The organism is Pseudomonas putida (assembly GCF_028682455.1).
Classification (GTDB): domain Bacteria; phylum Pseudomonadota; class Gammaproteobacteria; order Pseudomonadales; family Pseudomonadaceae; genus Aquipseudomonas; species Aquipseudomonas putida_AA.
The window spans coordinates 1-23,904 of record NZ_JANHLD010000002.1; the positions used below are offsets into that span (position 1 = coordinate 1).

Below are 23,904 nucleotides of genomic sequence, written 5' to 3' on the forward strand. Positions count from 1 at the left end.
ATTGCGCATAGCGTGTCGCAATAGCGGACGCGGTATGCGCGTATTCAGCTGCGTACATATTTCCCCGGGGCGTCGCAAATAGTGGGATATCCACGGGATTCGGCCCCCATGAGCGGAGGCGCAACACCTTCACCAGAGCGCTCTCGAAGCCATGCTGACCATGCCGGCCACCACGAATCTAGATGCGTCTGTGCAGTGGCTTGCCACTCGTCCGGCGCCATGTACCCCTCATTCACGGCGCGCGTATGGATTTGATACTGGCGCTTGCCTCGGCCAGGCTCGCTCACGATGCCGCCGTTGTGCCCTCCGGTGGTCAATACAAAAGTCAGTTCGGCTGAAGACAGGAGATGCAGCTTGTAAACGGAGCGCCACGGCGCAATATGATCGGAGGCAGTGCCGACGCAAAACATCGGTACGGTGATGTTTCCCACTGAAACCGGCCATGGAGCGGCCATCGACACGACAACTGCGGCAGGTAAGTTGGTGTTCGGGATTTTTGCAGCTTTGTCCGAATTCGAGCGCGAGCTGATCGCCGAACGCACCATAGCTGGGCTGGCGTCAGCGCGGGCACGCGGACGAAAGGGTGGCCGGCCGTTCAAGATGACGGTTGCCAAGTTGCGCCTGGCGATGGCCAGCATGGGGCAACCGGAAACCAAGGTCGGCGACTTGTGCCAGGAACTTGGGATTACCCGACAGACGCTCTATCGGCATGTATCTCCTAACGGCGAACTACGGCCAGACGGAGTAAAGCTTCTCTCCCGCACTTCAGCTGTATAATTGGCGACGACCTGAAACGGGTAGCGGTTCACAGGCGGACTTGGCACCTTAGGACTATCTCCACGCTGAGAATGGCCAAGCAAGCAGCAACAAGACCTCGACAATCGCAGACTCTGGGGGCTGAGGTTCTTGGCGGGAGGCGTGGTGCCATCGTCGCTCATGTCCTGCCTTTTACTAACCATATGTCATGGTCGCTCCCCATCAGATTGCTGTCTGCGGGCGGTGATCGTCTCATCGTCGGATGTCGTTAGAACCAAAGCGTCCGTATCATCGATTGAATAGCGTTCCACCATGGACAGCAAGTCCAGCAGGCTACGCTCTTGATTCATCAGAGCCTCGGGGCATGCCATCATTGTGGCACCTGCATCACCTATCAAAAGGCCATCGCCGTCCTGTGTGTAGCTTGCCATCAACCGGTTACAGCTCGCATTTCCGGCCAGACGACCATTCGGCATGAACAACAGGCTTGCCGGGCTGTTGTCGACCACACCCTTGCCTGCGATATCCTCGATGAACCATTCGCGACCCATCAGCTGCGGGGCTTCTTCTTGTGCCATGAGGTAGTCGGCGATAGCCCGGTAGGCCGGTAGGGAAGTTGGATCGCTTGCGGCGTTTCCGGCAACCGGGTTTGAGGCGAACCGTACGATTACCATGTCGGCGGTTGGATCAACCCACACTGTTTGGCCATGCACACCGCGTGCGGCGAAGGATCCGTGATCGTCATGGCTGACCCACCACATGCCGCGATAGCTCCAGCCTTCCAGTAAGTCGTACCCGGCCTTTGCAAAGGCATCCTTGTTGCCGCCCTCACGGATACGGTCAATGGCCTGTGCGGGGATGATCTGTTCGCCCTGCCATTCGCCCTCGTTCAGTACGAGCTGACCCAAACGGGCCATATCACGCAGCGTCGCGTTAAAGCCACCGCCGGCGAACGGCGTGCCGATAGAGTCGACAGTATAAAACGCCTCGCGCTCCGCGCCGATCTTTGACCAGATACGGTTTGACAGATAGTCGGCGACAGACACGCCCGTGGTGCGTGCAACCAGCCAACCGGCGGCATCTGCGTTAACGGTCTTGTAGCCAAAGGCCTCACCATGCTTGCCCTCTTTGCGGACAGTCTGCAGGTACTCAAAATAGCTGCGCGGCCCCTCATAGCCTTTGGGCTTGGGCAAAGGGCTGCCAGCCTCGGCGTATGTCCATACCTCGGCGTCGGGGTCGGAATAATCTTCCGAATAATCCAGTGCCGTGGTCATCTCCAGCACCTGACGCACAGTGGCATCACCGAATGCGCTTTGGTCCAGCTCGGGAATTATGTCACGCAGCAGGCCAGTTTCATCCAGCTTACCTTCAGCCACCAGCACTTCGGCCATCAGGCCCGTCAGGCTTTTGGTGACCGACATGGCACCGTGCAATGTGTTTTCGTCGAGACAGCCATCGTAACGCTCATAGACAACGCGGCCTTTGTGCAGGACCAGAATACCGTCGGTGTAATTTGCATCGAAGGCGGCGCCCCAGGTCATGGGCTCGCCGCCACCCAGCGGCATAAACTCGACCGCATCCAGGCCAGCGTCGAGTTCAACAGGCATCTCACTGGCGCCCTGAGTGCCATTGCGAACCGCGACAGACGGCATCAGCTCGCGGAAATGACAGACCGTCCAGCGCAGTTTGGGAAAGGCAAAATAATCCGGATCAGTAAAGCGAATCGTCTTGCCCGCCGCTGGTGGAAAACCCTGCATCCAGCCCTGTGCATCGGGGGTGGACTCTTGCGCTGATAGCGGAGTTGTACCCTGCGCCATGGCAGACCCTCCAAGGATCACGGATAGAGTGAGACATGCACTAATAATGGGTTTCATCGTCTTTTCCTTCTTCGTTCTTCCGTCGAGTTTCAAACAGGCACTTTCAAGGATTATCACAGGCGACTGGCGTGAATGGTCATATAGTTGACGATGCCTGCCACCAACCCCGCGAGTATGCCAAGCACAATCACCGCACTCGCAAGGGACACTGTCATCGTCCCCATCGTTCTTTGCCAGATCACCGCTCCCGTGACGCAGAGGCCAAACACAAACATGCCATGTTTGAAGGTTAGCCACAAAACTGACGGGAAGAAGGGCTGCTTGGGCACTTTCATGGTCATGTAGGCGACGACAGTCAGAATCATCGCAAGAGAAACAGCCAATGGAACCGCCGAGCCCAAAACCGTATGGCTTTCGTTGGTGATGGTGTCTACCGAAAGCGGGATGGTTGTCGTGCCCCAAAGAAAATAAAGCTGAATCGCACCGTTGATAACCGCGTTAATAACGCCGTTCAGAATGGCACCTTGCAGAATCTTCTCATTCGTCAGTGTTGGAACCGTATTAACCTGTGTCATGTTTTTCCCTTTAGAAATGCGTCAAAAAGTCCAGTAAAGATTTGCCTGAAGCGTGGTCCAGGCGTCATCAGCCCCGATATTACGCAGCGCCTTGCCTGGCTCGGCGTAGGACGCCACGCCCTGAAAGTACCAGCTGCGCGAGATTGCCCAGCGTGCGGTGGCGGTTATCTCGTTTCCGATATCGCTGGAGGTCATTTGCGACAGCGCAGGATTGCCACCAAGATTGTTCAATTCGGATGCTCTCAGCCCATGCCAGTCCAATGTGAGGTTAAGTTCCTGCCGGGGCGCTACATTCAACTGCACCCGGTGAACGGCAAGGTTCGAATTTGACGTGATCTTGCCGAAATTGATGCCTTGCAACCAGTTGCCGAGTCCGGTGGACAGCATCGGATCATAGCGTTCGTAACGAGAGGTGTTCGGATCATCGCCGGACGCATGAGCGTAGCGGTAAGAAACGCTGGGCGACCAGGGCAGTTCAGTGAAATGATATCCGACCAGTGCATAACCCGCGCGCGCAGACATGCTGAACTGCTCGTGGGATTGCTGAGCAAACTCACTTTCCAGCCAAACCCCATCCATCCCAAGAGGTCGCTTCCAATTCACATGCCCGGCAAGGGTTCGCAACCCTTCGCGGGGCAGGCGGCCATCGCCTGGTATGGAATAGAACGAATCGGATTCGGGAATGGTGATATAGCTGGCATCGGCCGAAAAATCGGGGCTGAACGCATATCGAATGTTCAAGCCTGCAAAGGTTGATTTACCGTCGACCAGGGGCAGTTCATCCGGGTCGATATAGAACCCCTTGAAAGACCATGCACCAAGGGTAAGATCCGTATCTACCGAAAATTCATTCGCGTTGCGCGGCCCCAGATAGGTTCCCCCTCGTTCTCCGATATTGGCAGAGCCGCGAACGAAATGGATAAGAAAGCCATCGTTCAGGGTCACGTTCTGACGACCGGCACTGATGCTGAATTTGTTTCCAGTGCCGGGGTCGACATACAGCAGTCCGGCATAGGCTTTTTCGACGGAGGAGAAGGTTCGTGTGTCATCGCGGAATATATCCTGTCCAAGCGACCATGAGGTCACGCCGGTCAATGCGCTGAAGGCATACCATGCATTGTCACTGAGCTGCGTCGCACCACCGAGCCCCGCCTCGATGTAGCTCTCGCCCCAACTCGCACGTCTGCCGGGCAGGTTGCCTGCAAGGGGGTTACCTTCGGTAAACAGATCCGGGCGTCCGAACCATGCGTTGCCATCCGAATACACACCGAAGCCGCCACCGAGGATCGCGGTGAGGTAAGAGCGGTCATCGCGGTGAGGTAAGAGCGGTCATCGCGATAGAGGTTAGGGAACATGAGACGGTTCGCTTCCGCTCCGGCTGCATCCAATGAGGTATCAACCTCGATACGCAAAACAACCGAACCGACGGTTGGAGCGTCCAGAACGCGGTAGCCGATTTGCCCTGCTCCAATACGTGATCTTGCACCTCCGAGCGAGGATTCAACCAAGGCTCGACTGAATGCTTGCCCCTGCATCGGGGCAAGCAGGTTCTTCAAACGCGCAACGATGGCTTCATCGCGGGAGGTATTGCCGCTGGAGCGCGAAAGAACCACATCAACCTGGGCAATAGGGCGCCCCTCGGCCTGAACCGCAAGACCCACAACCGATTCGTTGTGGGACACGGTTTGGGCCAGCGAAGGCTCGCCCACACTGATGCAGGCGAGGGCCAGCGCAAGGCTTCCAACGATGTGTCTTGCGCGGTACATTGGCGAAGGGCTCCTTATTCGCCAAACAACCGGACGGTCGAACCGCCGCCGTGAACCTTCACAATCTGCCCGCTGACCCATCCGGCAGCCGGTGACGTGAGCCACAGCATCGCATTAGCGATATCCTGCGGCTGGCCCGTGCGCCCGATCAGGTTGTCGGGATGCTTGAGCCGCTCCTGCATCGCCTCGTCCAGCCCGGCATCGCCGTATCCTTCGGTCATCACAGTCCCGATCAGAACGGTGTTTACCCGTACCTTTTTAGCCAGCATGTGGGCGAGCGAAATCATCATCTGGTTCAGCGCGGCCTTGGCTGTGCCATAGCCCAGAATGTCATAGGCCGGAACCACTGAGGAAAACGACCCGGAGTTGGTAATGCTCGCATTTTCGGCCTTCTCCAGATGGGGCAGGCAGGCCATCGACATCCGGTAGGCGCTGACCGTATTCAGCTTGTAGGCGTTCACCAGTTCCTCTTCTGTGATCGCGCGCGGATCGTCGTGGCGCGGGCCCCAACCGACGTTGTTGACCAGGGTCGAAATGCCGCCAAAGGCGTCGACCGTCGCCTTGACCAGCGCGTCTATATCCTCGGCCTTGGTAACGTCACACCCCATGCCGATGCAGCGGCCACCGGTTTCGGCTTCTATCTGCCTGGCGGTTTCTTGCGCCTTGTCACCTTGCAGGTCGGCGATCATCACATTCGCGCCAGCAGCAGCCAGCGTTTTCGCAATCCCAGCACCGATATTCTGTGCACCGCCGGTCAGGACAACGTTGTGGCCATTCATATGAAAATCAGCGAAAGCATCAAATTTGTCAGTCATGTTACTCACTCCTGGTAATCAGTCTGAGGTTTGCCCGCACCGAGCGGGCGATAGAATTCGGGTTAATCCAGTTCCTGCACACCACCGCCGGAAACGGTCAGGATCTGGCCGCTGACCCAGCTTGCAGCGGGTGAGCAGAGGAACAGAGCTGCGTTGGCCATGTCATCGGGTTCACCGAGGCGTTTGATTGGCGTGTGCGCCAGCATGGTTTTTTCGATGTCGTCATTCAGTACGGATTTCAGCGCGTCGGTGCGGGTAGCACCGGGAGCGACACCGTTTACACGGATGCCCATGGGCCCCAGATCAAACGCAATATTGCGCACCAGATGACTGGTCGCGGCTTTGGAAGACGCGTAAGACGCCATACGCTTGTTCTTGTTCTCGGCAGACATTGAGGTAATAGCGAGAATAGAACCGCCACCGGCCTTTTCCATTTCGGGTGCGGCAAGCTGCGCCAGGCGGAACAGGGAAAACACGTTCAGCTCATAAGCCCAGCGAAAATCCTTCATTGGCATATCAAAGGGTTTGGGGCCACCGCCACCGGCATTGCCGACCAGGATGGTCAGTTTCCCGAATGTGTTTACAGTCTGGCTAACCAGCGCGGCCAGATTGTCTTCGTTGGTTACGTCGCACGCCATGCCCGCTGCTTTGCCACCCTTGGCTTCGATCTCCTTTACGACGACATTGGCGGCATCCAAATCGAGATCACTGACCATCACAGCTGCACCTGCTGCGGCGAATGTCTCGGCGATGGCACGCCCTATTCCTGCGCCCGCGCCGGTAACGACGGCGACATGATTATTGAGCGTAAAATCTGCTGGGTTGTACATTCTGATTACTCCTGCGAGACGGTAGTTGAAGTATTGAAAAGTGCTAAAGCCTGCCTCTTGTTTCCTGTTGCTGGCGCAGTTAAATCGCTGCGGTACAGGGCATCATCTAAGCAGGAAGCGCCGACCACTGGCAATGACAGCATTCCCCATTTCGGGTAATGTTCTGACCTTGGATGCCCCGGAAAGGCGTCTTTTCAACAACTTATGGGGCTTTTATGAGCGGCAAAAATGATAGAATACCGGCCCACGTACGTGCGTTCTCGGAACTGCTGATCACACTTCGTGCCGAATTGGGTAACGATTTGGATCTGGTCTTGATTATGGCGGTCATTGCAGAGCGCCATAATGGCTCGAAGGCCGCAAACCCCGCCCCTACCGAGGCGAACCCGACACCGGGCATCAATACGCTCTCGGTCGCTATGTATGCAGATATTCCCCGTGAAACCGTACGCAGAAAGGTTGCCAAGCTGGTTGAAAAAGGATGGGTGAAGTGCGATGAACACGGAATCCTTTCGCCAACGCGGCAAGCGTCGGGTGACTTGGCAAAAGGCACTGCCGCAACCTTGAAGTATCTTGGTGTGATCTCGAAAAGCGATTAGGCAGAAACCAAATTCGATTTGCATGATCGTCGTCTGAAAGACTCAGAGAACTTCATGGTCGATTCAATACGATTGATTGCCCAACTGTTCAAACTCTTTAATCGGTTCAACAAGCGCGAACGTCAGAAAGGCATATTTCGTTCTTTGAGGTTTTTACATGCGCCTTTTCAACCAAAGTGGCCTTTACGTGCTACCGTTACCTCTCAGTTTGCTGTTTTTTGCCACATCCCTGACCCCAACTAATCCCGCCCAGCAAGATTGATATGAAAGCCCGAGATCGCTATAGAAAGCAGTGATGACGACTTCTGACATTTTGTGCAGCTGTCTTCTGAAAACGACAGGTGGCCAAAATTCGTCTAGCCAATTTGAGTTGGTATTATGATTTTTTAGCCTAGCATTCGCGCACTCGACAATATAGGTATGGTCAATTTGGCCAGGCATGGAAGGCTCGGCCATGACCGGGAACAATCGGCCAAAAGCGGAGGATTGCGAATGTCGCAAATCGCCCGCGGGGGTCATTTTACTGCGCATCAATAATCAATGGTCATCTTCGGGTCGGGTTCCTCAAGGTCGGTGCGTTCGGTGACCGTGCCGGCATCTAAGTCCAGCGAGAAGAGGTCAAGATGCTCTTCGATAAGCGGATTGTTCCGAGTGGCTTGCTCGAAGTGCCGGCGGCGACTTCGAGCAAGCAAGGGATCAAAAGGTCGGCCTCCTAGTAGCATCGAGAGCGCTGTCAACAGGCCTAGGCAAGCGGCCAGTATGATCTGATGCGCATCCTCTTTCACGAAAAACGCCATCCACGAGGCCGTGGTGCAAAGTACTCCGAGCAATGACGCCAAACACCAACCGGCCCTGCGAGAGAAGTTAGCGTATCTATCTGTGCTTTTGTCCATCAACCTCTTGATTGCTTCCTTTGCTTTTTGTCTGTCGCGCTGCGCATCGGCCTCCCGCTCGCGCCTGACCTTATCCAAACCAGACAAGAGGGAGCTTACCTGTTCGCTCATTTCGCGCTCTTTGATAGCGGCGGCCGCAAGTGCTTCATTCATTTGCAGTTGTTGATTCTGAATATCTTGATGCAGATTATTAAGGCGTTGATCCCTCTCTTCTACTAATGCGTTGTAGTGTTGTTCAGTCGCTTGAAGTCTGCTGTTGTATTCCTCTTCTAGTGAGGAGCTCATGTCGTCGTGCAGTCGCTGCAAGACTCTTTCCGCATCGTCTACGGAGTTTATTAATATTCGCTCCTCTGCTATAATTTTCGAAACGTATTGAGCCGATCGACCTGAAGTCATCATCGCTTTGAAAGTTTCGGCTTTGTGCGAGTCAGTGCTTTCCAGAAAAGTTGTGATGCTGCCGAGTAAGTCTTGACTTGGTTCTAATGCAGAGGCGCAATTCGCAATGAGTTTAAGATGAGCCAATTCAGAAGTAGCAGCTCCGCCAAACAAAACCAGCATCAATCCAGCCAAATATCTATCTGTCACGGCCGCGGGAATTTCGTTATTCCGGTAAATGCGCTCGCTTTGAATAAACTCAGTAGAATTTCTAGCGACTCTCCCGTTCTCGGTGACGAAGATGTGCTGGCATTTATGGAACTCACTCCGGCCTGCCTTCATACCTTTCCGTAAGCGCATGACGCCCGCAACTGCGGCAGCGTCCTTTTCGCGAGCTTGGGGAGAATATTGTCCCAAGCGAGAGATCAAGGCTTGCTCCTGCTCGGCCGTAAAATATTGATTACCAGTCGAGGCCGCAACGGGGTAGATCCTCTCACGTTTCAAATGGGCATCTAGATCACTAAGCAGCCCTTCTACGTGATGTCGGAACGTATTCTGACGCAAGCGTCTGAACGTAGCCCTGTGACCGTTTCCATCATTGGCTTTATTTATTGCTGCTTTTAGGTTGTCCCTAATCTCCTGTACGTGATGATCAAAGATTACTAGCGATGCACCTTTTTCTAACAGAAGCTGGATAAGCCTTTTGGCATGAGCATGCGCTGTTTCATCCGTAAGGTCCAGATAAGACATTACGAGAGGGCCGTCAAGGTAGAATCTAATTCCAGCGAGAGATTGCAGGCCGCCAGGGGCGCGAAGGTTTAATATATATTCAGCTACCACAGCCCCTGTCGCTATTCGCGCAAGGATGTCAAACTTGGCAGGGTCGGTTCGCTTCATGTCCAAGATGAAAGCGGCGCTTAACAGTTTAATTCTATTGTCCGCTTGTAGGTCAATCTGCCGGTCCTCGGAAACTCCTTCCCAGTCCGCATGGCCATTTCTTTTTAAAGTGAGCGTTCTATCCGTAGTGGCGGCTCTTTGGGGCCTAACGATTGCGATGTGGAAATCCAAAGAGGTTAACTGACTGAGGAATCTTTGTTCGACGTCTTGATCGTCAACGGTGTCTGACCCTGCAGCCCTCTTATAGTATTCTAGGAAAGTACTGGCAACATCACGAATCTCTTTCTCAGCTACTTCCCCGGGATCACTCTCGAACGCTTCGGCGTAGAAGTAGGTTGCGGCGTGTTTGCCCACAAGCTGAGCGACAATGATGCCGGCTTCCGCTAGCCTAGGGATCAAATCTTCTACAACCCAAGGGTGGACATCGATCCCGTAAAGTTTTTCAAGTTCTACCGAAAGCTCCTTCGCATCGAATTTGCAGCCGGCCCTTGCCCGAGCGATAGGTGTGACTATCGGCACCAAACCGCTGACGATGTCGCCTTGAGCACCCGATTGAGCTAGGTAAGCGTAAGCCAAAAGAGGACGATCGAAATTCTGTTTCAAATACACTTCCTCCATGAATTTATGTGCCGTCATCAACTTCCTTATGTTTTATCGAATCCGCTCGAAGTACGCCGTTCGGATCACAGACACACCTAGCCTGAATATTGATCAGACCGTTCGGTCCGAGTTTAGGCTTTTCTGAACCATTCTGAAACCAGTAGGCTGGTGTGCCGAGCCTCGGAATGATCCTGTCTGAATGACCGGTTCTGGCCGAAAGCCGTCGAAGCGAATGGGCAGAAAACGGCCAAAAGCGGCTGGCCATGCAGTTGTTTAGTATGCGACGATTTGAGGGTATCTGCACAACCAGGGACGATTTATTCCCAAGCTCTAGGATGAGGATTGAGGCGGGATGGCCTGTACAGCATTAGTGGATGGCAAGCGCGTGGTCGGTGCATTCCTCTCTAACGATGAGTGGAGTGCCCTAGTGAAACTCAGCAAGGAACGCAGGGTATTGATGGCCGACACCGAGCTACCGGCCATTGCTAAAACCGTCCGCTGGAAAGGCGGAATTACCCGTTTTTTCTCGCACTTCCCCAGAGAGGCCCCTGAGGGCTATGCGAGCAAGGAAAGCCCCGCTCATGCAGTCCGGAAGCTGGCGATCTATGCTCGCCTCCTAGAGCTGGGTATCCCGGCAGAGCTTGAGGCAGGCCAGGATGACTGGCGCGCAGATGTGTTGGTGGGCGAGTCAGCCTTGGGCCCAGCCCTGGCTATCGAGGTACAGCTTACTAAGCAAAGCGCCCAGCTAACCTATGAACGCACGCACCAACGATCTGAGTCTGGGGTTCCAACCCTTTGGATTTTTGGCAAAGGTGCCAGCACTGGTCACCTTGGCGTCGATCTACTGCAATCGAACCCGGTGTTCGAGGCTGATTCGGAGTCTGAGGCTGCCGATATTGCTCAGGCCGTGTGCTCGGGAATCGCATTTTTTGATGACCGGACAGACATAGCCAAAACGCCGGCCCGTCCAATCGCCGTGCTGGTTGACTGCAAGTGCGGTGAGCCTTGGCTCCTCCCTGTTGGAGTAGTTCTTCTACCAAATCGGATTCGTGGAGATCTAGATCCGCTCTACGTCTCCGTCAGCCGTACTTCTGCCAAGCGTAAAGGGAAATCACTCACCTTAACTAGTGCAACGAACTACTTTCGGCGTTATTGGGGTGTGCTTAAAGCGGCTGGAGTGAAATACAAGTTGCCGCTGGGGATGGAGACGTACCCTGATCGCGTATATGGACGCAATGGGACCATATTTGTCCAACGCTATTCATGCCCTAATATGGCTTGTGGCAGGATCATGGAAGCCTTTCCTCCGAAAGGATCTAACCTTACTTCGTGCCCCGTGCCTATTACTGCAAACGTGGATGCCCGCCCAGTTTTGGATGTAGAGGCGGCTTGGATGCTTGCCAAGCCAGCGCCCTATGATGAGACGGTATGGTCAAAGCGACAATGGCAAGAACAGTTCATCACACCGATGCGCGAAAGCCTGAAGTGCTTGGGAACAAGCCACGGATATGCCCCACCGACAAGGGCGATTAAAGGGCATGCGACGTCTTCCCTTCCTCAGTAGCTTGTATTTAGAGTCGATCTTTCTGTCCGCTTCTGGCCGATTTCGGACGGCCATGATCGACTGCTATCGGTGACAGGTAGTTATTCGCACGGTGCCTACTCTAGCAGATCAACTACGCTCCCAAACCGAGGCTAGGTGGGCTAGCGAATTCCCTGACCTTTATGCTCGTACGCGGTGGGTTGGCGCGGCAGACACCGGTAGGTAAAGCAGTGCTGGGCATCGGGTGAGGTTCCTAAGCCGCCGTGATGGGTAGGATTCGCGACGGTTTCTGTTTGCCGTTCACAGATAGGGCAATTAGGTTGGTCATTCGTCAAATATCTGTCCACCTTAACCTCCATCAGCGGTCGGCCTTGTATAGGTGTGGATCGTGAGCAGTTTCTTTGAGTGGACGACCGCGTGCAGGCGTCTATTTCAATGGCCTTGATGAATTACACCCTCACTATCCAAGGAGGTATTACTGGTGCCCCACTCCAACCGGAATAGGTAGGTTCGTTGCGGCGGTTGTCCGTTAGATGTTCACTTTAACCACTTTCAGGGGTAGCTTCGGCTGGGATAGGTCGTTAGCAATCTTGACGAGAAAAGTGGCAAGCGATAAAAACGGTATAAGGGAGCGCATAACTGACAGATGTAGTCTCGGGTAGTATGCGGTAAAAATCTTTTTTTGGAGAGCAGCGATGAAGATTCGTGGGCGTATCGAAGTTGAGACCGTCACCGATGTTTTGTGTGATGTATGCGATAGCTCCACTCTGCATGAAAGTGGTGGTCTTCAATACGGATGTCTGGAGGCACGCTGGGGTTATGGCGCTAAGCACGATGGTGAGCGTTATGAGGTGCATCTCTGTGAGTACTGCTTCTTCAAAACGATTGCTTATCTCAAACAGGAGCGACGGATCGAGAATATATTTGATGACCAAGTGACCAACAGTAATGAGCATTTGGGTTTGATCGCTAAGAATGAGTTTTTTGGCAGTGAGTAGAATGGGTAGATTGAATAGACGCTTGCACGCTGTCATCCAAGCAGGTTTTTACTCACTATTTATCCCAGCCTGAATTATCCCTGACAATGGTTAATGTGAACATCTAACGGACAACCGCCGCAACAAACCTACCTATGCTGAAGCCGGCGAAAATTCACTGACAACATGGCGCTCGAAAAAGTAAAATCCTTCAAAGCCACTGAGATAGACGCTTGCAGACTGGCATCCGCTCAAAATTTGCTTACGATCTATCCCAGCCGGAATTAGCCCTTACAATAGTTAATGTGGACATCTAACGGACAACCGCCGCAACAAACCTACCTATGCTGAAGCCGGCGAAAATTCACTGACAACATGGCGCTCGAAAAAGTAAAACCCTTCAAAACCACTGAGATAGACACCTGCAGACTGGCATCCGCTCAAAATTGGCTTACGATCTATCCCAGCCGGAATTAGCCCTTACAATGGTTAATGTGGACATCTAGCTGACAACCGCCGCAACAAACCTACCTATGCTGAAGCCGGCGAAAATTCACTGACAACATGGCGCTCGAAAAAGTAAAACCCTTCAAAACCACTGAGATAGACACCTGCAGACTGGCATCCGCTCAAAATTTGCTTACGATCTATCCCAGCCGGAATTAGCCCTTACAATGGTTAATGTGGACATCTAACGGACAACCGCCGCAACAAACCTACCTATGCTGAAGCCGGCGAAAATTCACTGACAACATGGCGCTCGAAAAAGTGGGTATACGGATTTAATGGTTGATGGGGCACCTTCACCCCATCAATCTGATACCACCCTCAGATGGTTGATAGATCGACTCCGTAGTTGAGTTCCTCTGCGAAGCCGGCAGTCCGTAACCGATGGTTTTCTTGTAGAAAGGAGAGACCTTCGCAGTCGGTGCCTTCTTCTTGTGCTTCGTGGTGTAGAGCATTCGTGCCAGCATCACCTCGAAGGAGTAACCGCGCCCTTCACGGTTCTTGTCCTTGGCCAGTCGGTTGATGGACTCCGTGTAAGCGTTGGTGACGGGCATGTCCGTCTCGAAGTAGGTCATGGTCTCTTCGCGCCAGTTTCCCACTGCCCTGACCAGATCGCTCCAGACTTCCTTTTGGCCCTTCGGGATGGTGGCTATCCACTCGTCCAGGGCGGCTTCTGCCTGGAGCCGTGTGGTGGCGTCCCAGATGCCGTAGAAGCGCTCCTTGTGCTCGTAGGCGGCCAGCAGTTGCGGGAACGCGCCTGTCCAGGTCTCCATGATGAGGCGCTCCCGGTCTGAGACTTCGTGAGCGCGTTTCAGCAGGATTTTCCGGTCTCCCTTGAGAGTCCGGCTCTGGGACGGTTTCAGCTCCTTTCTGAGGCCCTTGCGCACTCTCTCTAGGGCATCGTTGGCCATGCGCACCACATGGAACTTATCGACCACGATACGGGCCTGGGGCAGCACAGCCTTGACCGCTGCCCGGTAGGGGTTCCACATGTCCATGCTGACGATCTCGACCTTCTGCCGGTCTTTCAGCTTCATCAGGTAGTTGGTCACCACGTCCTGGCGGCGGGTGGCCAGCAGGTCGAGCAGGGTTCGCTCCTCAATGTTGGTCAGAATGCAGCGGTAGCGCTTGTTCAGGTATAGCTCGTCAATGCCCAGGATGCGGGGCGTCTCGAAGCGGTGCCAGCGCCCCAGGAACTCGGCGCGGGCGTTGAAGATGTCGCGCACCGTCTTCTCGTCCAGGCCGGTCTGTGCCGCCACAAAGGTGTAGGGGTGGTTGAAGGATTCCTTCTCCACGTACTCATGCAGCCGCAGTGTCATACGGAATCCGTCCACCATCTCCGGTAGCTGGGGCCTGAATGTTGTCTTGCAGGCCCGGCAGGTGTATCGGCGGCGGACCACCCAGAGAGTGACCCGCTTGCCGTGGATGGGCAGATCACGATAGGGAACGTCACGCTTGCCGAACCGTACGAACTCACCCTGCACGCCGCATTCCTCGCAGGCGATGGGATCGGGCACGTCCACCTGGAAGTGCATTTCGTCGTCGGTTGATTTGCAGCCCAGTACTTGGTATTGCGGCAGGTGAAGGATGTTGTCGGGAAGTTCAGTCATGGTGTTGTATAGGCGTAGGTGTCAGTCAGATCCATCCGACTCGGCATTGGTGTTTGCTTTTTTACCCAACAAGCTGCTGGAAACGAAAAGTAAGGCACCGAGGACAATTGCAATATCAGCCAGGTTGAAGGCCGGCCAATGCCAGTCTCGCCAATAGAAATCAAAGGAATCCACAACATAGCCGCGAAAGACCCGGTCAATCAGGTTGCCCATGGCGCCACCGAGGATAAGACTGTAAGCGATGGCTTCTCCTTTATGACGATTTTCAAGGATCAGCTTGATCAGAAAAATCGAGACCACTACCGCGATTCCGATAAAAAAAGTAGCGCTGCCAGCCTCCACCATTCGCAAAAAGACTGAATGCGGCACCGGTGTTCCATAGGTGCACCCAGTTAAAGAACGGGGTCACCGAAACATACTCGCCATAGGCCATTGATTGCTGCACCAGCCACTTTACAGCCTGATCAGACGCTGCCAGCAGGCCCGATATGGACAATAGGGCATACGGCGAGAGCTTTTTGCCAATAATGAGCATTATTTAACCCTTCAACGCCAAAATGCGTCTGGCACCGTTAAGTACAATGCCCCCGCGATGGTGCCGATAATCAGATCCGGATAATTGGAACCGGTCCACGCGACCAGGGCGCCGGCGGTGATGACCCCCAGGTTGATCACCACGTCGTTGGCCGAGAATATCCAGCTTGCCTTCATGTGCGCCCCGCCTTCCCGATGTTTGGATATGAGCAGCAGACAACTGGTATTGGCAATCAATGCGACGAATGCGATAGCCATCATCACCAGCGATTCAGGCTCACTACCGAATACAAAGCGTCTCACCACCTCTACGAGCACGCCCACAGCCAAGATCAGTTGCAGTACACCAGCAAGATGCGCGGCACGTACCTGCATTTTCACGCTATGTCCAACCGCATAAAGGGCAAGCCCGTACACCGCCGCATCGGCAAAATTGTCCAGGGATTCTCCAATCAGGCCGGTGGACCGGGCGATCAGACCGGCAGTCATTTCCACCACGAACAGAAGTGCATTGATGCCGAGCAGCCAGCGCAGGGTCCCGGATTCTTGCTTAGCAGAAGCTGCCGAAAACTCGGCGGCCTTGATGGTCTCCGGATTTGCAGCGACGGTTTCCTGAAGCGAGGCGCCTAGCCCCAAGGTCTTCAGTTTCGAGGTGACGGGCTCGACCTCGCCGTCATGCACGACCTTCAGCCGGCGGTTCGACAAGTCGAAGGACAGCGCCCGAATCTCCTCAAAGCCGTTCAGGGCTAGGCGAATCATTCGTTCTTCTGATGGACAGTCCATCTTCGGCACGGCATAAACACTGACCCATCTCCCTGGCGCCTCGGAGGAGGCCTGTATATCGGTATCCGCTGCGGACGTTGCATCACCGCCACAGGCGCCACCACAGGATTTGCTCATGATACGACTCCACTTGAACAATGTTGTGGTACCATTTAAAACTATAAAGCTACTATAAGGTCAATAGAGTAAAGAATCCGTTGGGGAGGAGGCTGATGCGCATTGGTCAGTTGGCGCAGTTGGTAGGGGTCGAAACACAGACGATCCGCTTCTATGAACAGCAGGGCTTGTTGCCGCCGCCTGATCGGCAGGACAACGGTTACCGTGTCTATACCGAGAAGCATGGTGAGGGGCTGGCCTTCATCCGTCGCTGCAGAATCCTGGGCCTGTCACTGGCTGAGATTCACGAACTACAGAGCTATGAGGACGACCCTCATCAGCCTTGTACCGCCGTCAACGCCTTGCTCGATGATCACATCTCTCATGTGCGGTCGCAGATAACCGCTCTGCAAGCGCTTGAGAAACAACTCGTTTCACTGAGAGCGAGTTGCAACGATGACCGGGAAGTTGAGGCGTGTGGGGTTCTTGCTGGAATTAGCGAAGGAAACATGCACCAGCAGTAGGTGAAGCATCAACCAGATAATCCGATGAGATGCCGGTCTGTCTCACTCTCATGCAAAGGTAAGATCAACCATTTAATCCGCTTACCCGAAAAAGTAAAACCCTTCAAAACCACTGAGATAGACGCTTGCAGACTGGCATCCGCTCAAAATTGGCTTACGATCTATCCCAGCCGGAATTAGCCCTTACAATAGTTAATGTGGACATCTAACGGACAACCGCCGCAACAAACCTACCTATGCTGAAGCCGGCGAAAATTCACTGACAACATGGCGCTCGAAAAAGTAAAACCCTTCAAAACCACTGAGATAGACACCTGCAGACTGGCATCCGCTCAAAATTGGCTTACGATCTATCCCAGCCGGAATTAGCCCTTACAATGGTTAATGTGGACATCTAAGGAATCGCTGATCAATTCAGATTGGCGCGGCGGCCGTTCCAATCAATGGTTTTTTGATGCAGCCAACCCGCTCTCGGCGACAGCACCACGCAAATCATCTTCAATTCTGGCCATTTGGGCCAGTTTTCACCCGAGTACCGGGTTTCAAGACGCAATAACCCCGTCTGTCATCGCATAACACCGCTTGGCCAACACCAGGTTGGCCAGTGCAAACAGGCTGAACAGCTGGGCCTGATTCTTCTCCATGCCACGGTAGCGTACCTTGCGGTGGCCAAACAGGTTCTTGATCACATGGAACGGGTGTTCCACCTTTGCGCGGATGCTCGCTTTGCAGTGTTCAATACGTTGCATGATCTGCTTCTCCGGGCCATCTTCCATTTTTTTGATGGTGCTGCGCCGTGCAGCAATTCGCAGTGCAGGGAGGCTGTCGCCACACCCAGCAAGACGCTTGCCAAGCCCCGTGTAACCGGCATCGGCATAGACTGGTTCCTTGCCGTCCCGCAGGAGCTGCTCGGCTACCGTTATGTCCGCCTGGTTGGCCGAGGTGGCCACCACGCTGTGCGTCAGACCGGTTACTGCATCAACACCGATATGGGCTTTCATGCCGAAAAACCACTGGTTGCCTTTTCGAGTCTGCTTCATTGATGGATCACGTTGCTTGGCCTTGTTCTTGGTAGAAGGTGCAGCAGCAATGATGGTGGCATCGACAATGGTCCCTTCGCGCATGAATAGTCCGCGTTCTGACAGGCTGGCGTTAATCTCCTCGAAGATCCGCTGCGTCAGCGAATGCCTTTCCAGCAGGTGGCGGAAACGCAGGAGTGTTGTAGCATCCGGCACGCTTTCGATGGACAGATCAATGCCGACGAAATCACGCATCGCCTGACTGTCGTAGATCGCATCCTCAAGAGCCTCATCAGCCAGGCCATACCACTGCTGCAGGAAGTAGATTCGTAGCATCCGCTCTAGCGGAGTAGGTGGGCGGCCACGCTTGCCGGCAGAGTCAGGGTAATATGAGGGCGACAGGGCATCCAGCAGGCGCTGCCAGGGCACCAGTACATTCATCTCAGCTAGGAAGCGTTCCCGGCGAGTAACCTTTTTCTTGTTCTGATGCTCGGCTTGGGCGAATGTGATCTGTTTCATCGGGTGGCTTGGCTGAGGTAGTGGCAGTGTCTGGTGATTATACGCGGAGCTGGGCACTCAGGCAGATGGCTGATTTGTGCAGCGTTTCCTTAGTCGCGCCAGCACCGCAGCGTGGTGGAGCGCCAAATTGGCGGTAGGACTTCCGTCGAGCGGAACCAAGAGTTTTGAGTACATGAATGTCTCCAGTTATCAGATTGGAGTCTGTCAAATAGATGTCGCGTGTACCGTGCAGTAGGAGCTGCTGGCGGTATCCGATTCAGCCCCAATGAGCTGAGGCCTACAACATCCCCTGTGGTCCGAATTGACCAAGCCCTTCTTCAGCAGAGATATCTGAAGGGTTGCCAGTCTTTCTTTCCGTCACAACGCATTACCTCTATTATTATTCATATAGATGGACCGCCTCATTTGAAACGAGGGGAGTTCTGCTTGTTTGTTATCCTGCACACATGGCCTCATGTCATTAACGCTTTTTTGATGACACTGTGTCAGCGTGCTAGATACGACTCCGTCTGCCAGCGCACTCCGTTAATTTTTTCGTCCTAGCCGGCCATCAGGCTGATCACCAGTGCGTTCGCAATGTCGATAACGAACCCACACACCAACGGCACCACGATGAACGCCTCGCGTGCAGCGCCATGCTCCCGAGTGACCGCCGTCATGTTGGCAATGGCGGTGGCGGTAGATCCCAGCGCGATTCCGCCGAAGCCTGCGCACATCACTGCAGCTTGGTAATCCTTGCCCATTGCCCGAAAAACGATCAGAAGAACGAATGCTATGACCAGCACAATTTGCACCAGCATTGCCACAGTGATGAATCCAAGCACGGGTTGCAGCTCCCAAAGTCTGAGTCCCATCAACGCCATAGTCAGAAACAGGCCCAGTGAGATGTCGGAAATCAGGGCGAGACCTGGCTGCATGCTTGGCCAGTTCCATAGACGCCCGCGCCCATTCGGCCTCATCCAGTCGCCGATCATGCGCAGCAGGATTCCCGCCAGCAGGCAGCCAACAAATGCAGGCAACGTGAGGGGAGTGCGCGCAACGACGGCATTGATTCCGGAGCCCAACATCAAGGCGAAGTTGAGCCAGAGCAATGCCAGCAGCACACCGTAGTAATCCAAGCGAGCATGCTGCTCATCGCTATGCAGCGTGCCAATCTCCAAGGCGCTGTCCTCGGAGGCTCGAAGTCGATGCCTGCGTATGAGTAGACTTGCGATCGGTCCACCGATGGTGCAGGCCGCGATCAGGCCAATCATGTTCGCCGCCAATCCCAGTTCTTGCGCCTGGGCAATGCCAAGGGTCTGAACAAAGTAATCGGACCAGGCCAGGGTGGTGCCCACCCCACCAGTCAAGGAAATCGAACCGACCATGAGCCCGGCACGCGGATCCAGGCCGAATGCGCGAGCTGTCTCCATCCCGGCGAGGTTCTGTAGCACCATGAACCCGATGGCCAATCCCGACAAGATCAGCAAAGGCCGTCCACCATGGCGCAGCGTGCGGGCGTCGGTACTCAGTCCAATGGCGGCAAAGAAGTACAGCAGAAGCGCGTCGCGCGCTTGCAGATCGAAACTGACCGTGATCCCCATCCCGTAGTACAGGACGAAGACAACGAAGGCGCAGGCCAAGCCACCCACCAAGGCTTCCGGAATGCTGTAGCGACGCAAGATGCCCAAACGGGCTACCAGACCCTTGCCCACGAACAACAGCAGGATGGCGAGCGTGAACGCATGGAAGGCGTCGATATTCATCTGGCCTTCCCACTAGCCAAACAGGACAGCGCATGGCTGGCCGCAATCCACTCTTCGTTGGTTGGTTCGACGGCCACGACGACCTGCCTGTGGGCGCTTTCCAGCGTCAGGCGCTGGAAAGCGCAGTTGCAGTTCTGAGTTCGCCTTGAATGGGTTGAGAGGGATGGTTTCATTGCTAATTGTAAAACTCCTTGCCGGGGGTGAAATGCTCACTCGGGCGGTCAAACGATCAAGCCATCTGGCCGATCGTTTTGCGAAAGCGTGCTAACGACAGGAAAAACAGAACTGTGCCGATCAGTGCCAGCGCCAGGAAGGGCTGCCACACCGTCTCCAGGCCAGCGCCCCGGTAGAGGATGGCCTGGCTCAGCTCCACGAAATGGGTGGTGGGTGCGATCAGCATGATGTTCTGCACGATCTCGGGCATGCTCTCGCGCGGGGTAGACCCACCCGAAAGCGTCTGCAGCGGCATGATGGTGAGCATCATCAACATGCCGAATTGGGGCATGTTGCGCGCCAGGGTGGCGATGAAGATGCCCATCGAGGTGGTGGCGAACAGACTGAGCGCCGCGCCAGCGAAGAACAGCGCAATGGAACCCTCGACGGGAACGCCCAGGACGCCGCGCACCATGAGATTGAGGGACAGGAAGGAGGCGATCAGCACGACCAGGGCCATCGACCAGACCTTGGAGAGCATGATCTGCGCGGGCGTGACCGGCATCACCAGCAGGTGCTCGATGGTGCCGTGCTCGCGCTCCCGGATCAGCGCCGCGCCGGTCAGGATGATGGACAACAGCGTGATGTGGTTGATGATCTGCACCACCGAGCCGAACCAGGCCTTGTCGAGCGCGGGGTTGAAGCGGGCGCGCAATGCCAGATCCACGGGTGGCGCGTCGGTGCCGCGGTAACGCTTGACGAACTCATTGACTTCACCGGTGAAGATCTGCTGGATATAGCCACTGCCGGTGAAGGCCTGGCTCATGCGGGTGGCGTCGACATTGAGCTGCGCGGCGGGCGATCGCCCCGCCAGCACGTCACGCTGGAAGTTGGGCGGAATGACCAGGGCGAAGGTGTACAGCCCCGCATCCATGCCCGGGTCCACGTCCCCATAGTCGATCATGGCCGGTGGCGTGAACTGCGGCGGGTAGAAGGCCGAGGCAATCCGCTGGGACAGCGCCGAATTATCCTCGTCGACGATGGCGATGGGCGCGTTGTGCAGCGTCTCCGGCATGGACGTGGCCGAGGTGTAGACCGACGCGGTGAACACATAGACGATGAGTACGAGCATCATCGGATCACGCCAAAGGCTCCACAGCTCCTTGACACCGAGGTCGTAGATGTTGGCAACGTTTCTTCCGCTCATCTCAGCGCTCCTGCTTCTTGAGTAGCAAAACGGCCGCACCGAGAATCACCGGAACCGACAGCAGCATCGACCACAACGGCCCCGCCAGATCGGCCAGGCCGAGCGCTTTGCTGAACACGCCACGGCTGATGGAGATCATGTGCGTGGCGGGGTAGATCTCGCCGATGAACTTGCTGGAGCCTTCAAGCGAGGACACGGGATCGATCAGGCCGGCGAACTGGGTGGCCGGAATGATGGTGCCGATCATGGCAAAGAACATGGCGGCGATCTGGCTGCGCGTGACGGCCGAGGCCAGCAGCCCCATGCCTGTCGCGGCGAAGGAGAAGATCAGCGCGGCCAGCGACAGGGTGAAGAAGCTGCCCGTGACCGGCACACCGAAGACGGTGACCGCGAGCAGGCTCATCAGCAGGAAGTTCACCATGGCCAGACCGACATAGGGCAGTTGCTTGCCAAGCAGGAACTCGATGCGCGTGACCGGCGTCACGTACAGATTGGTGATCGACCCGGTTTCTTTCTCGCGCACCACCGCCAGCGCAGTCAGCATGGCCGGCAGCATGAGCAGCAGCAGAGGGATCACCGCCGGCACCATGGCTGGCAGACTCTTGACATCGGGGTTGTAGCGAAAGCGCGTCTCGACGCTCGCATTGCCTGCGGCGCTGGCGCCGCTGCGTTCGCTGGCCTGTACGAGTAGCCAGTGCTGGTGCATGCCTTGAACGTAGCCCTGCACGGTTTCCGCGCGTTGCGGCATGGCGCCGTCGAGCCAGGCGCCGATCTGCACGTTCTGGCCCCGCAACACGTCGCGGCTGAAGCCAGGGGGGATCTCAATGGCCAGCGACAGTTCGCTGCTGCGCATACGCCGGTCGAGATCGTCGTAGTCGACGATAGGCGCGTGCTCGGTGAAGTAGCGCGAGCCGGCCAGGTTCAGCGTGTAGCTCTGGCTGAGCGTGGTCTGGTCGCGATCGAGCACCGCATAGCTCAAGTCCTCGACGTCCATGGTGATGCCGAAGCCGATCACGAACATCAGCAGCAGCGAACCACCCAGCGCCAGGGTGGCGCGTACCGGATCCCGCTGCAGCTCCAGGGTCTCGCGCCATAGATAGCTGAACATGCGCTGCAAGCTGAAGCCTCCAGAGCGGTGCCCGCGGTGTTCAGCGGGTACCGCGGATGGCGGCTCCTCGTGATTGTCGGCCTCAGGCTGGCTGGGCGGGGCGGCTGTGCCGCCCTCGGCTTCGAGGAGGTAGCCGATGAAGGCCTCTTCAAGGGTTTTGGCGCCGCGTTTCTCGACCAGTCTGGCGGGCACGTCGCTGTCGAGCACCTTGCCGGCATGCATCATCGACATGCGGTCGCAGCGTTCGGCCTCGTTCATAAAGTGGGTGGAAATGAAGACCGTCACCCGGTCACGCCGCGACAGCTCGATGAGCAGTCGCCAGAACGCATCGCGCGCCACCGGGTCGACGCCCGAAGTCGGTTCGTCCAGAATCAGCAGCTCGGGCTTGTGCACCATGGCAACGGCCAGCGACAGGCGCTGGCGTATGCCCAGCGGCAGACTGGCCGGCAGGCTGTCGATGACGTCCGCCAGCCCAAAGCGCTCCACCATCTCGTCCACGCGGCCCGGAATATCGTTCGGGGACACACTGAACAGCTTGGCGTGCAACTCCAGATTCTGGCGTACCGTGAGTTCACTGTAGAGCGAGAACGCCTGCGACATGTAGCCGACACGGCGGCGGGTGTCCAGGTCATGCGGATCGACTTCGTGGCCGAACAGCCAGGCCCGGCCCTCGCTCGCCGGCAGCAGGCCGGTGAGCATCTTCATGGTCGTGGACTTGCCGCAACCATTGGAGCCGAGGAAGCCGAAGATTTCACCGCGCCGGATACGGAAGGACACGCTATCGACGGCAACGAAGTCGCCAAAGCGCATGGTCAGCCCCTCGGCCTCGATGGCGATATCGTCCGCGCCGCCATCCGACAAGGGGGAATGACTACCGCTTGGTGTCCGCGCTTTTTCTCTTCCGGGAGCAGGCGGATGAATGCCTCTTCCAGGTTCGGGCTGCCTGTTCTTGCCAGCAATTCCTTCGGCGTGCCGGTGGCGAGGACCTTGCCGTCGTCGATGGCGGCCAGCCAGTCGAAGCGCTGGGCCTCATCCATGTAGGCCGTGGCCACAATCACGCTCATGCCGGGGCGATCGGCGCGGATACGGTCAATCAGATCCCAGAACTGCGCGCGCGCCAGCGGGTCCACGCCAGTCGTCGGCTCATCGAGAATCAGAAAATCCGGGTCATGAATCAGCGCGCAGCACAGGCCGAGTTTCTGCTTCATGCCCCCGGAGAGCTTGCCTGCCGGGCGCTCCAGGAATTTGAGCAGGCCAGTGGCCTGAGTCAGTTCGTCGATACGCTGGCGGCGTTCCGCGGCGCCATGACCGAACAGCCGCGCGAAGAACTGCAGATTCTCCTCGACCGAGAGCGTCGGGTACAGGTTCCTGCCCAGCCCCTGCGGCATGTAGGCGATGCGCGGGCACACCTGCGTGCGATGGGCCTTGCTGGCCATGTCGCCATCCAGCACCTCGACCGTGCCCTCCTGGATGATGCGCACACCGGCCAGCAATGAGAGCAGACTGGATTTGCCGACGCCGTCGGGGCCAATCAGGCCGACCATCCGCCCGGCGGGAATGTCCAGGTCGATGCCATCCAGGGCAATGACGTCGCCGTAGCGCAGGCTTACCTGATGGACACTGGCAACGGTCGCGAGCTGCGCGCTGTGGCTCATA

General features: G+C 56.0%; 14 protein-coding genes and 6 pseudogenes. 5 read left to right on the forward strand and 15 right to left on the reverse strand.

Going from position 1 to position 23,904, the window contains the following annotated elements; translation table 11 throughout:
- Window positions 1-450: 450 nt before the first annotated feature.
- Window positions 451-777, forward strand: a pseudogene (locus tag NPS58_RS10775) (recombinase family protein); the annotation flags it as partial.
- A gap of 185 nt (window positions 778-962) precedes the next feature.
- Here NPS58_RS10775 and NPS58_RS29590 read toward each other — a convergent pair.
- From NPS58_RS29590 to hdhA, 6 genes and pseudogenes are all read right to left on the reverse strand, one after another.
- Complete coding sequence (locus NPS58_RS29590) at window positions 963-1,334, reverse strand: META domain-containing protein (protein ID WP_425313076.1); 372 nt, start codon at window positions 1,332-1,334, stop codon at window positions 963-965.
- Window positions 1,323-2,630, reverse strand: a pseudogene (locus tag NPS58_RS10780) (serine hydrolase domain-containing protein); the annotation flags it as partial. The gene NPS58_RS29590 and the pseudogene NPS58_RS10780, both read right to left, overlap by 12 nt.
- Before the next feature lie 56 nt (window positions 2,631-2,686).
- The gene (locus tag NPS58_RS10785) at window positions 2,687-3,148 is read right to left on the reverse strand and encodes a hypothetical protein (RefSeq protein ID WP_274115402.1); all 462 of its coding nucleotides are present in this window, start codon (window positions 3,146-3,148) and stop codon (window positions 2,687-2,689) included.
- Between the two features lie 21 nt (window positions 3,149-3,169).
- Entirely contained in the window at window positions 3,170-4,414 is a 1,245-nt protein-coding gene (locus NPS58_RS10790; RefSeq protein ID WP_274115403.1) for an alginate export family protein, read from the reverse strand.
- A 514-nt stretch (window positions 4,415-4,928) separates the two neighbouring features.
- Complete coding sequence (locus NPS58_RS10795; RefSeq protein ID WP_274115404.1) at window positions 4,929-5,729, reverse strand: SDR family oxidoreductase; 801 nt, start codon at window positions 5,727-5,729, stop codon at window positions 4,929-4,931.
- A 62-nt stretch (window positions 5,730-5,791) separates the two neighbouring features.
- Entirely contained in the window at window positions 5,792-6,559 is a 768-nt protein-coding gene (hdhA, locus tag NPS58_RS10800) for a 7-alpha-hydroxysteroid dehydrogenase (RefSeq protein ID WP_274115405.1), read from the reverse strand.
- 215 nt (window positions 6,560-6,774) lie between these two features.
- On the opposite strand from hdhA, the gene NPS58_RS10805 reads away from it, so the two are divergent.
- Window positions 6,775-7,158: a hypothetical protein gene (locus tag NPS58_RS10805; protein ID WP_274115406.1), complete on the forward strand. Its 384-nt coding sequence runs from the start codon at window positions 6,775-6,777 to the stop codon at window positions 7,156-7,158.
- Window positions 7,159-7,688: 530 nt separating this feature from the next.
- Here the strand turns inward: NPS58_RS10805 and NPS58_RS10810 are convergent.
- Entirely contained in the window at window positions 7,689-9,959 is a 2,271-nt protein-coding gene (locus NPS58_RS10810) for a hypothetical protein (protein WP_274115407.1), read from the reverse strand.
- 391 nt (window positions 9,960-10,350) lie between these two features.
- Between NPS58_RS10810 and NPS58_RS10815 the strand changes: the two genes are divergently transcribed.
- Both NPS58_RS10815 and NPS58_RS10820 read left to right on the forward strand, forming a co-directional pair.
- Complete coding sequence (locus tag NPS58_RS10815) at window positions 10,351-11,487, forward strand: competence protein CoiA (RefSeq protein WP_274115408.1); 1,137 nt, start codon at window positions 10,351-10,353, stop codon at window positions 11,485-11,487.
- Between the two features lie 674 nt (window positions 11,488-12,161).
- A complete protein-coding gene (locus tag NPS58_RS10820) occupies window positions 12,162-12,464 on the forward strand; it encodes a hypothetical protein (protein WP_274115409.1) in 303 nt (100 codons plus the stop codon).
- An 807-nt stretch (window positions 12,465-13,271) separates the two neighbouring features.
- Here NPS58_RS10820 and NPS58_RS10825 read toward each other — a convergent pair.
- The 3 pseudogenes from NPS58_RS10825 to NPS58_RS10835 all read right to left on the reverse strand — a co-directional run bounded on the left by NPS58_RS10825 (window position 13,272) and on the right by NPS58_RS10835 (window position 15,994).
- Window positions 13,272-14,560: pseudogene (locus NPS58_RS10825) on the reverse strand (ISL3-like element ISPpu12 family transposase).
- A 21-nt stretch (window positions 14,561-14,581) separates the two neighbouring features.
- Window positions 14,582-15,095 (reverse strand): annotated as a pseudogene (gene lspA / locus NPS58_RS10830) (signal peptidase II).
- A gap of 3 nt (window positions 15,096-15,098) precedes the next feature.
- Window positions 15,099-15,994: pseudogene (locus NPS58_RS10835) on the reverse strand (cation transporter).
- A gap of 95 nt (window positions 15,995-16,089) precedes the next feature.
- Here NPS58_RS10835 and cadR point away from each other — a divergent pair.
- The gene (gene cadR, locus NPS58_RS10840; protein WP_009403731.1) at window positions 16,090-16,497 is read left to right on the forward strand and encodes a Cd(II)/Pb(II)-responsive transcriptional regulator; all 408 of its coding nucleotides are present in this window, start codon (window positions 16,090-16,092) and stop codon (window positions 16,495-16,497) included.
- A 542-nt stretch (window positions 16,498-17,039) separates the two neighbouring features.
- Here cadR and NPS58_RS10845 read toward each other — a convergent pair.
- The 5 genes and pseudogenes from NPS58_RS10845 to rbbA form a co-directional block, all read right to left on the reverse strand.
- Entirely contained in the window at window positions 17,040-18,035 is a 996-nt protein-coding gene (locus NPS58_RS10845) for an IS5 family transposase (protein ID WP_147811342.1), read from the reverse strand.
- Window positions 18,036-18,092: 57 nt separating this feature from the next.
- Window positions 18,093-18,209: a universal stress protein gene (locus tag NPS58_RS10850; protein ID WP_274115410.1), complete on the reverse strand. Its 117-nt coding sequence runs from the start codon at window positions 18,207-18,209 to the stop codon at window positions 18,093-18,095.
- Between the two features lie 365 nt (window positions 18,210-18,574).
- Window positions 18,575-19,780 (reverse strand): sodium/glutamate symporter, encoded by a 1,206-nt coding sequence (gene gltS, locus NPS58_RS10855; RefSeq protein ID WP_274115411.1) that lies wholly within the window; start codon window positions 19,778-19,780, stop codon window positions 18,575-18,577.
- Between the two features lie 229 nt (window positions 19,781-20,009).
- Complete coding sequence (locus NPS58_RS10860; protein ID WP_274115412.1) at window positions 20,010-21,140, reverse strand: ABC transporter permease; 1,131 nt, start codon at window positions 21,138-21,140, stop codon at window positions 20,010-20,012.
- A 1-nt stretch (window position 21,141) separates the two neighbouring features.
- A pseudogene (gene rbbA / locus NPS58_RS10865) lies at window positions 21,142-23,903 on the reverse strand (ribosome-associated ATPase/putative transporter RbbA).
- Window position 23,904: the final 1 nt, after the last annotated feature.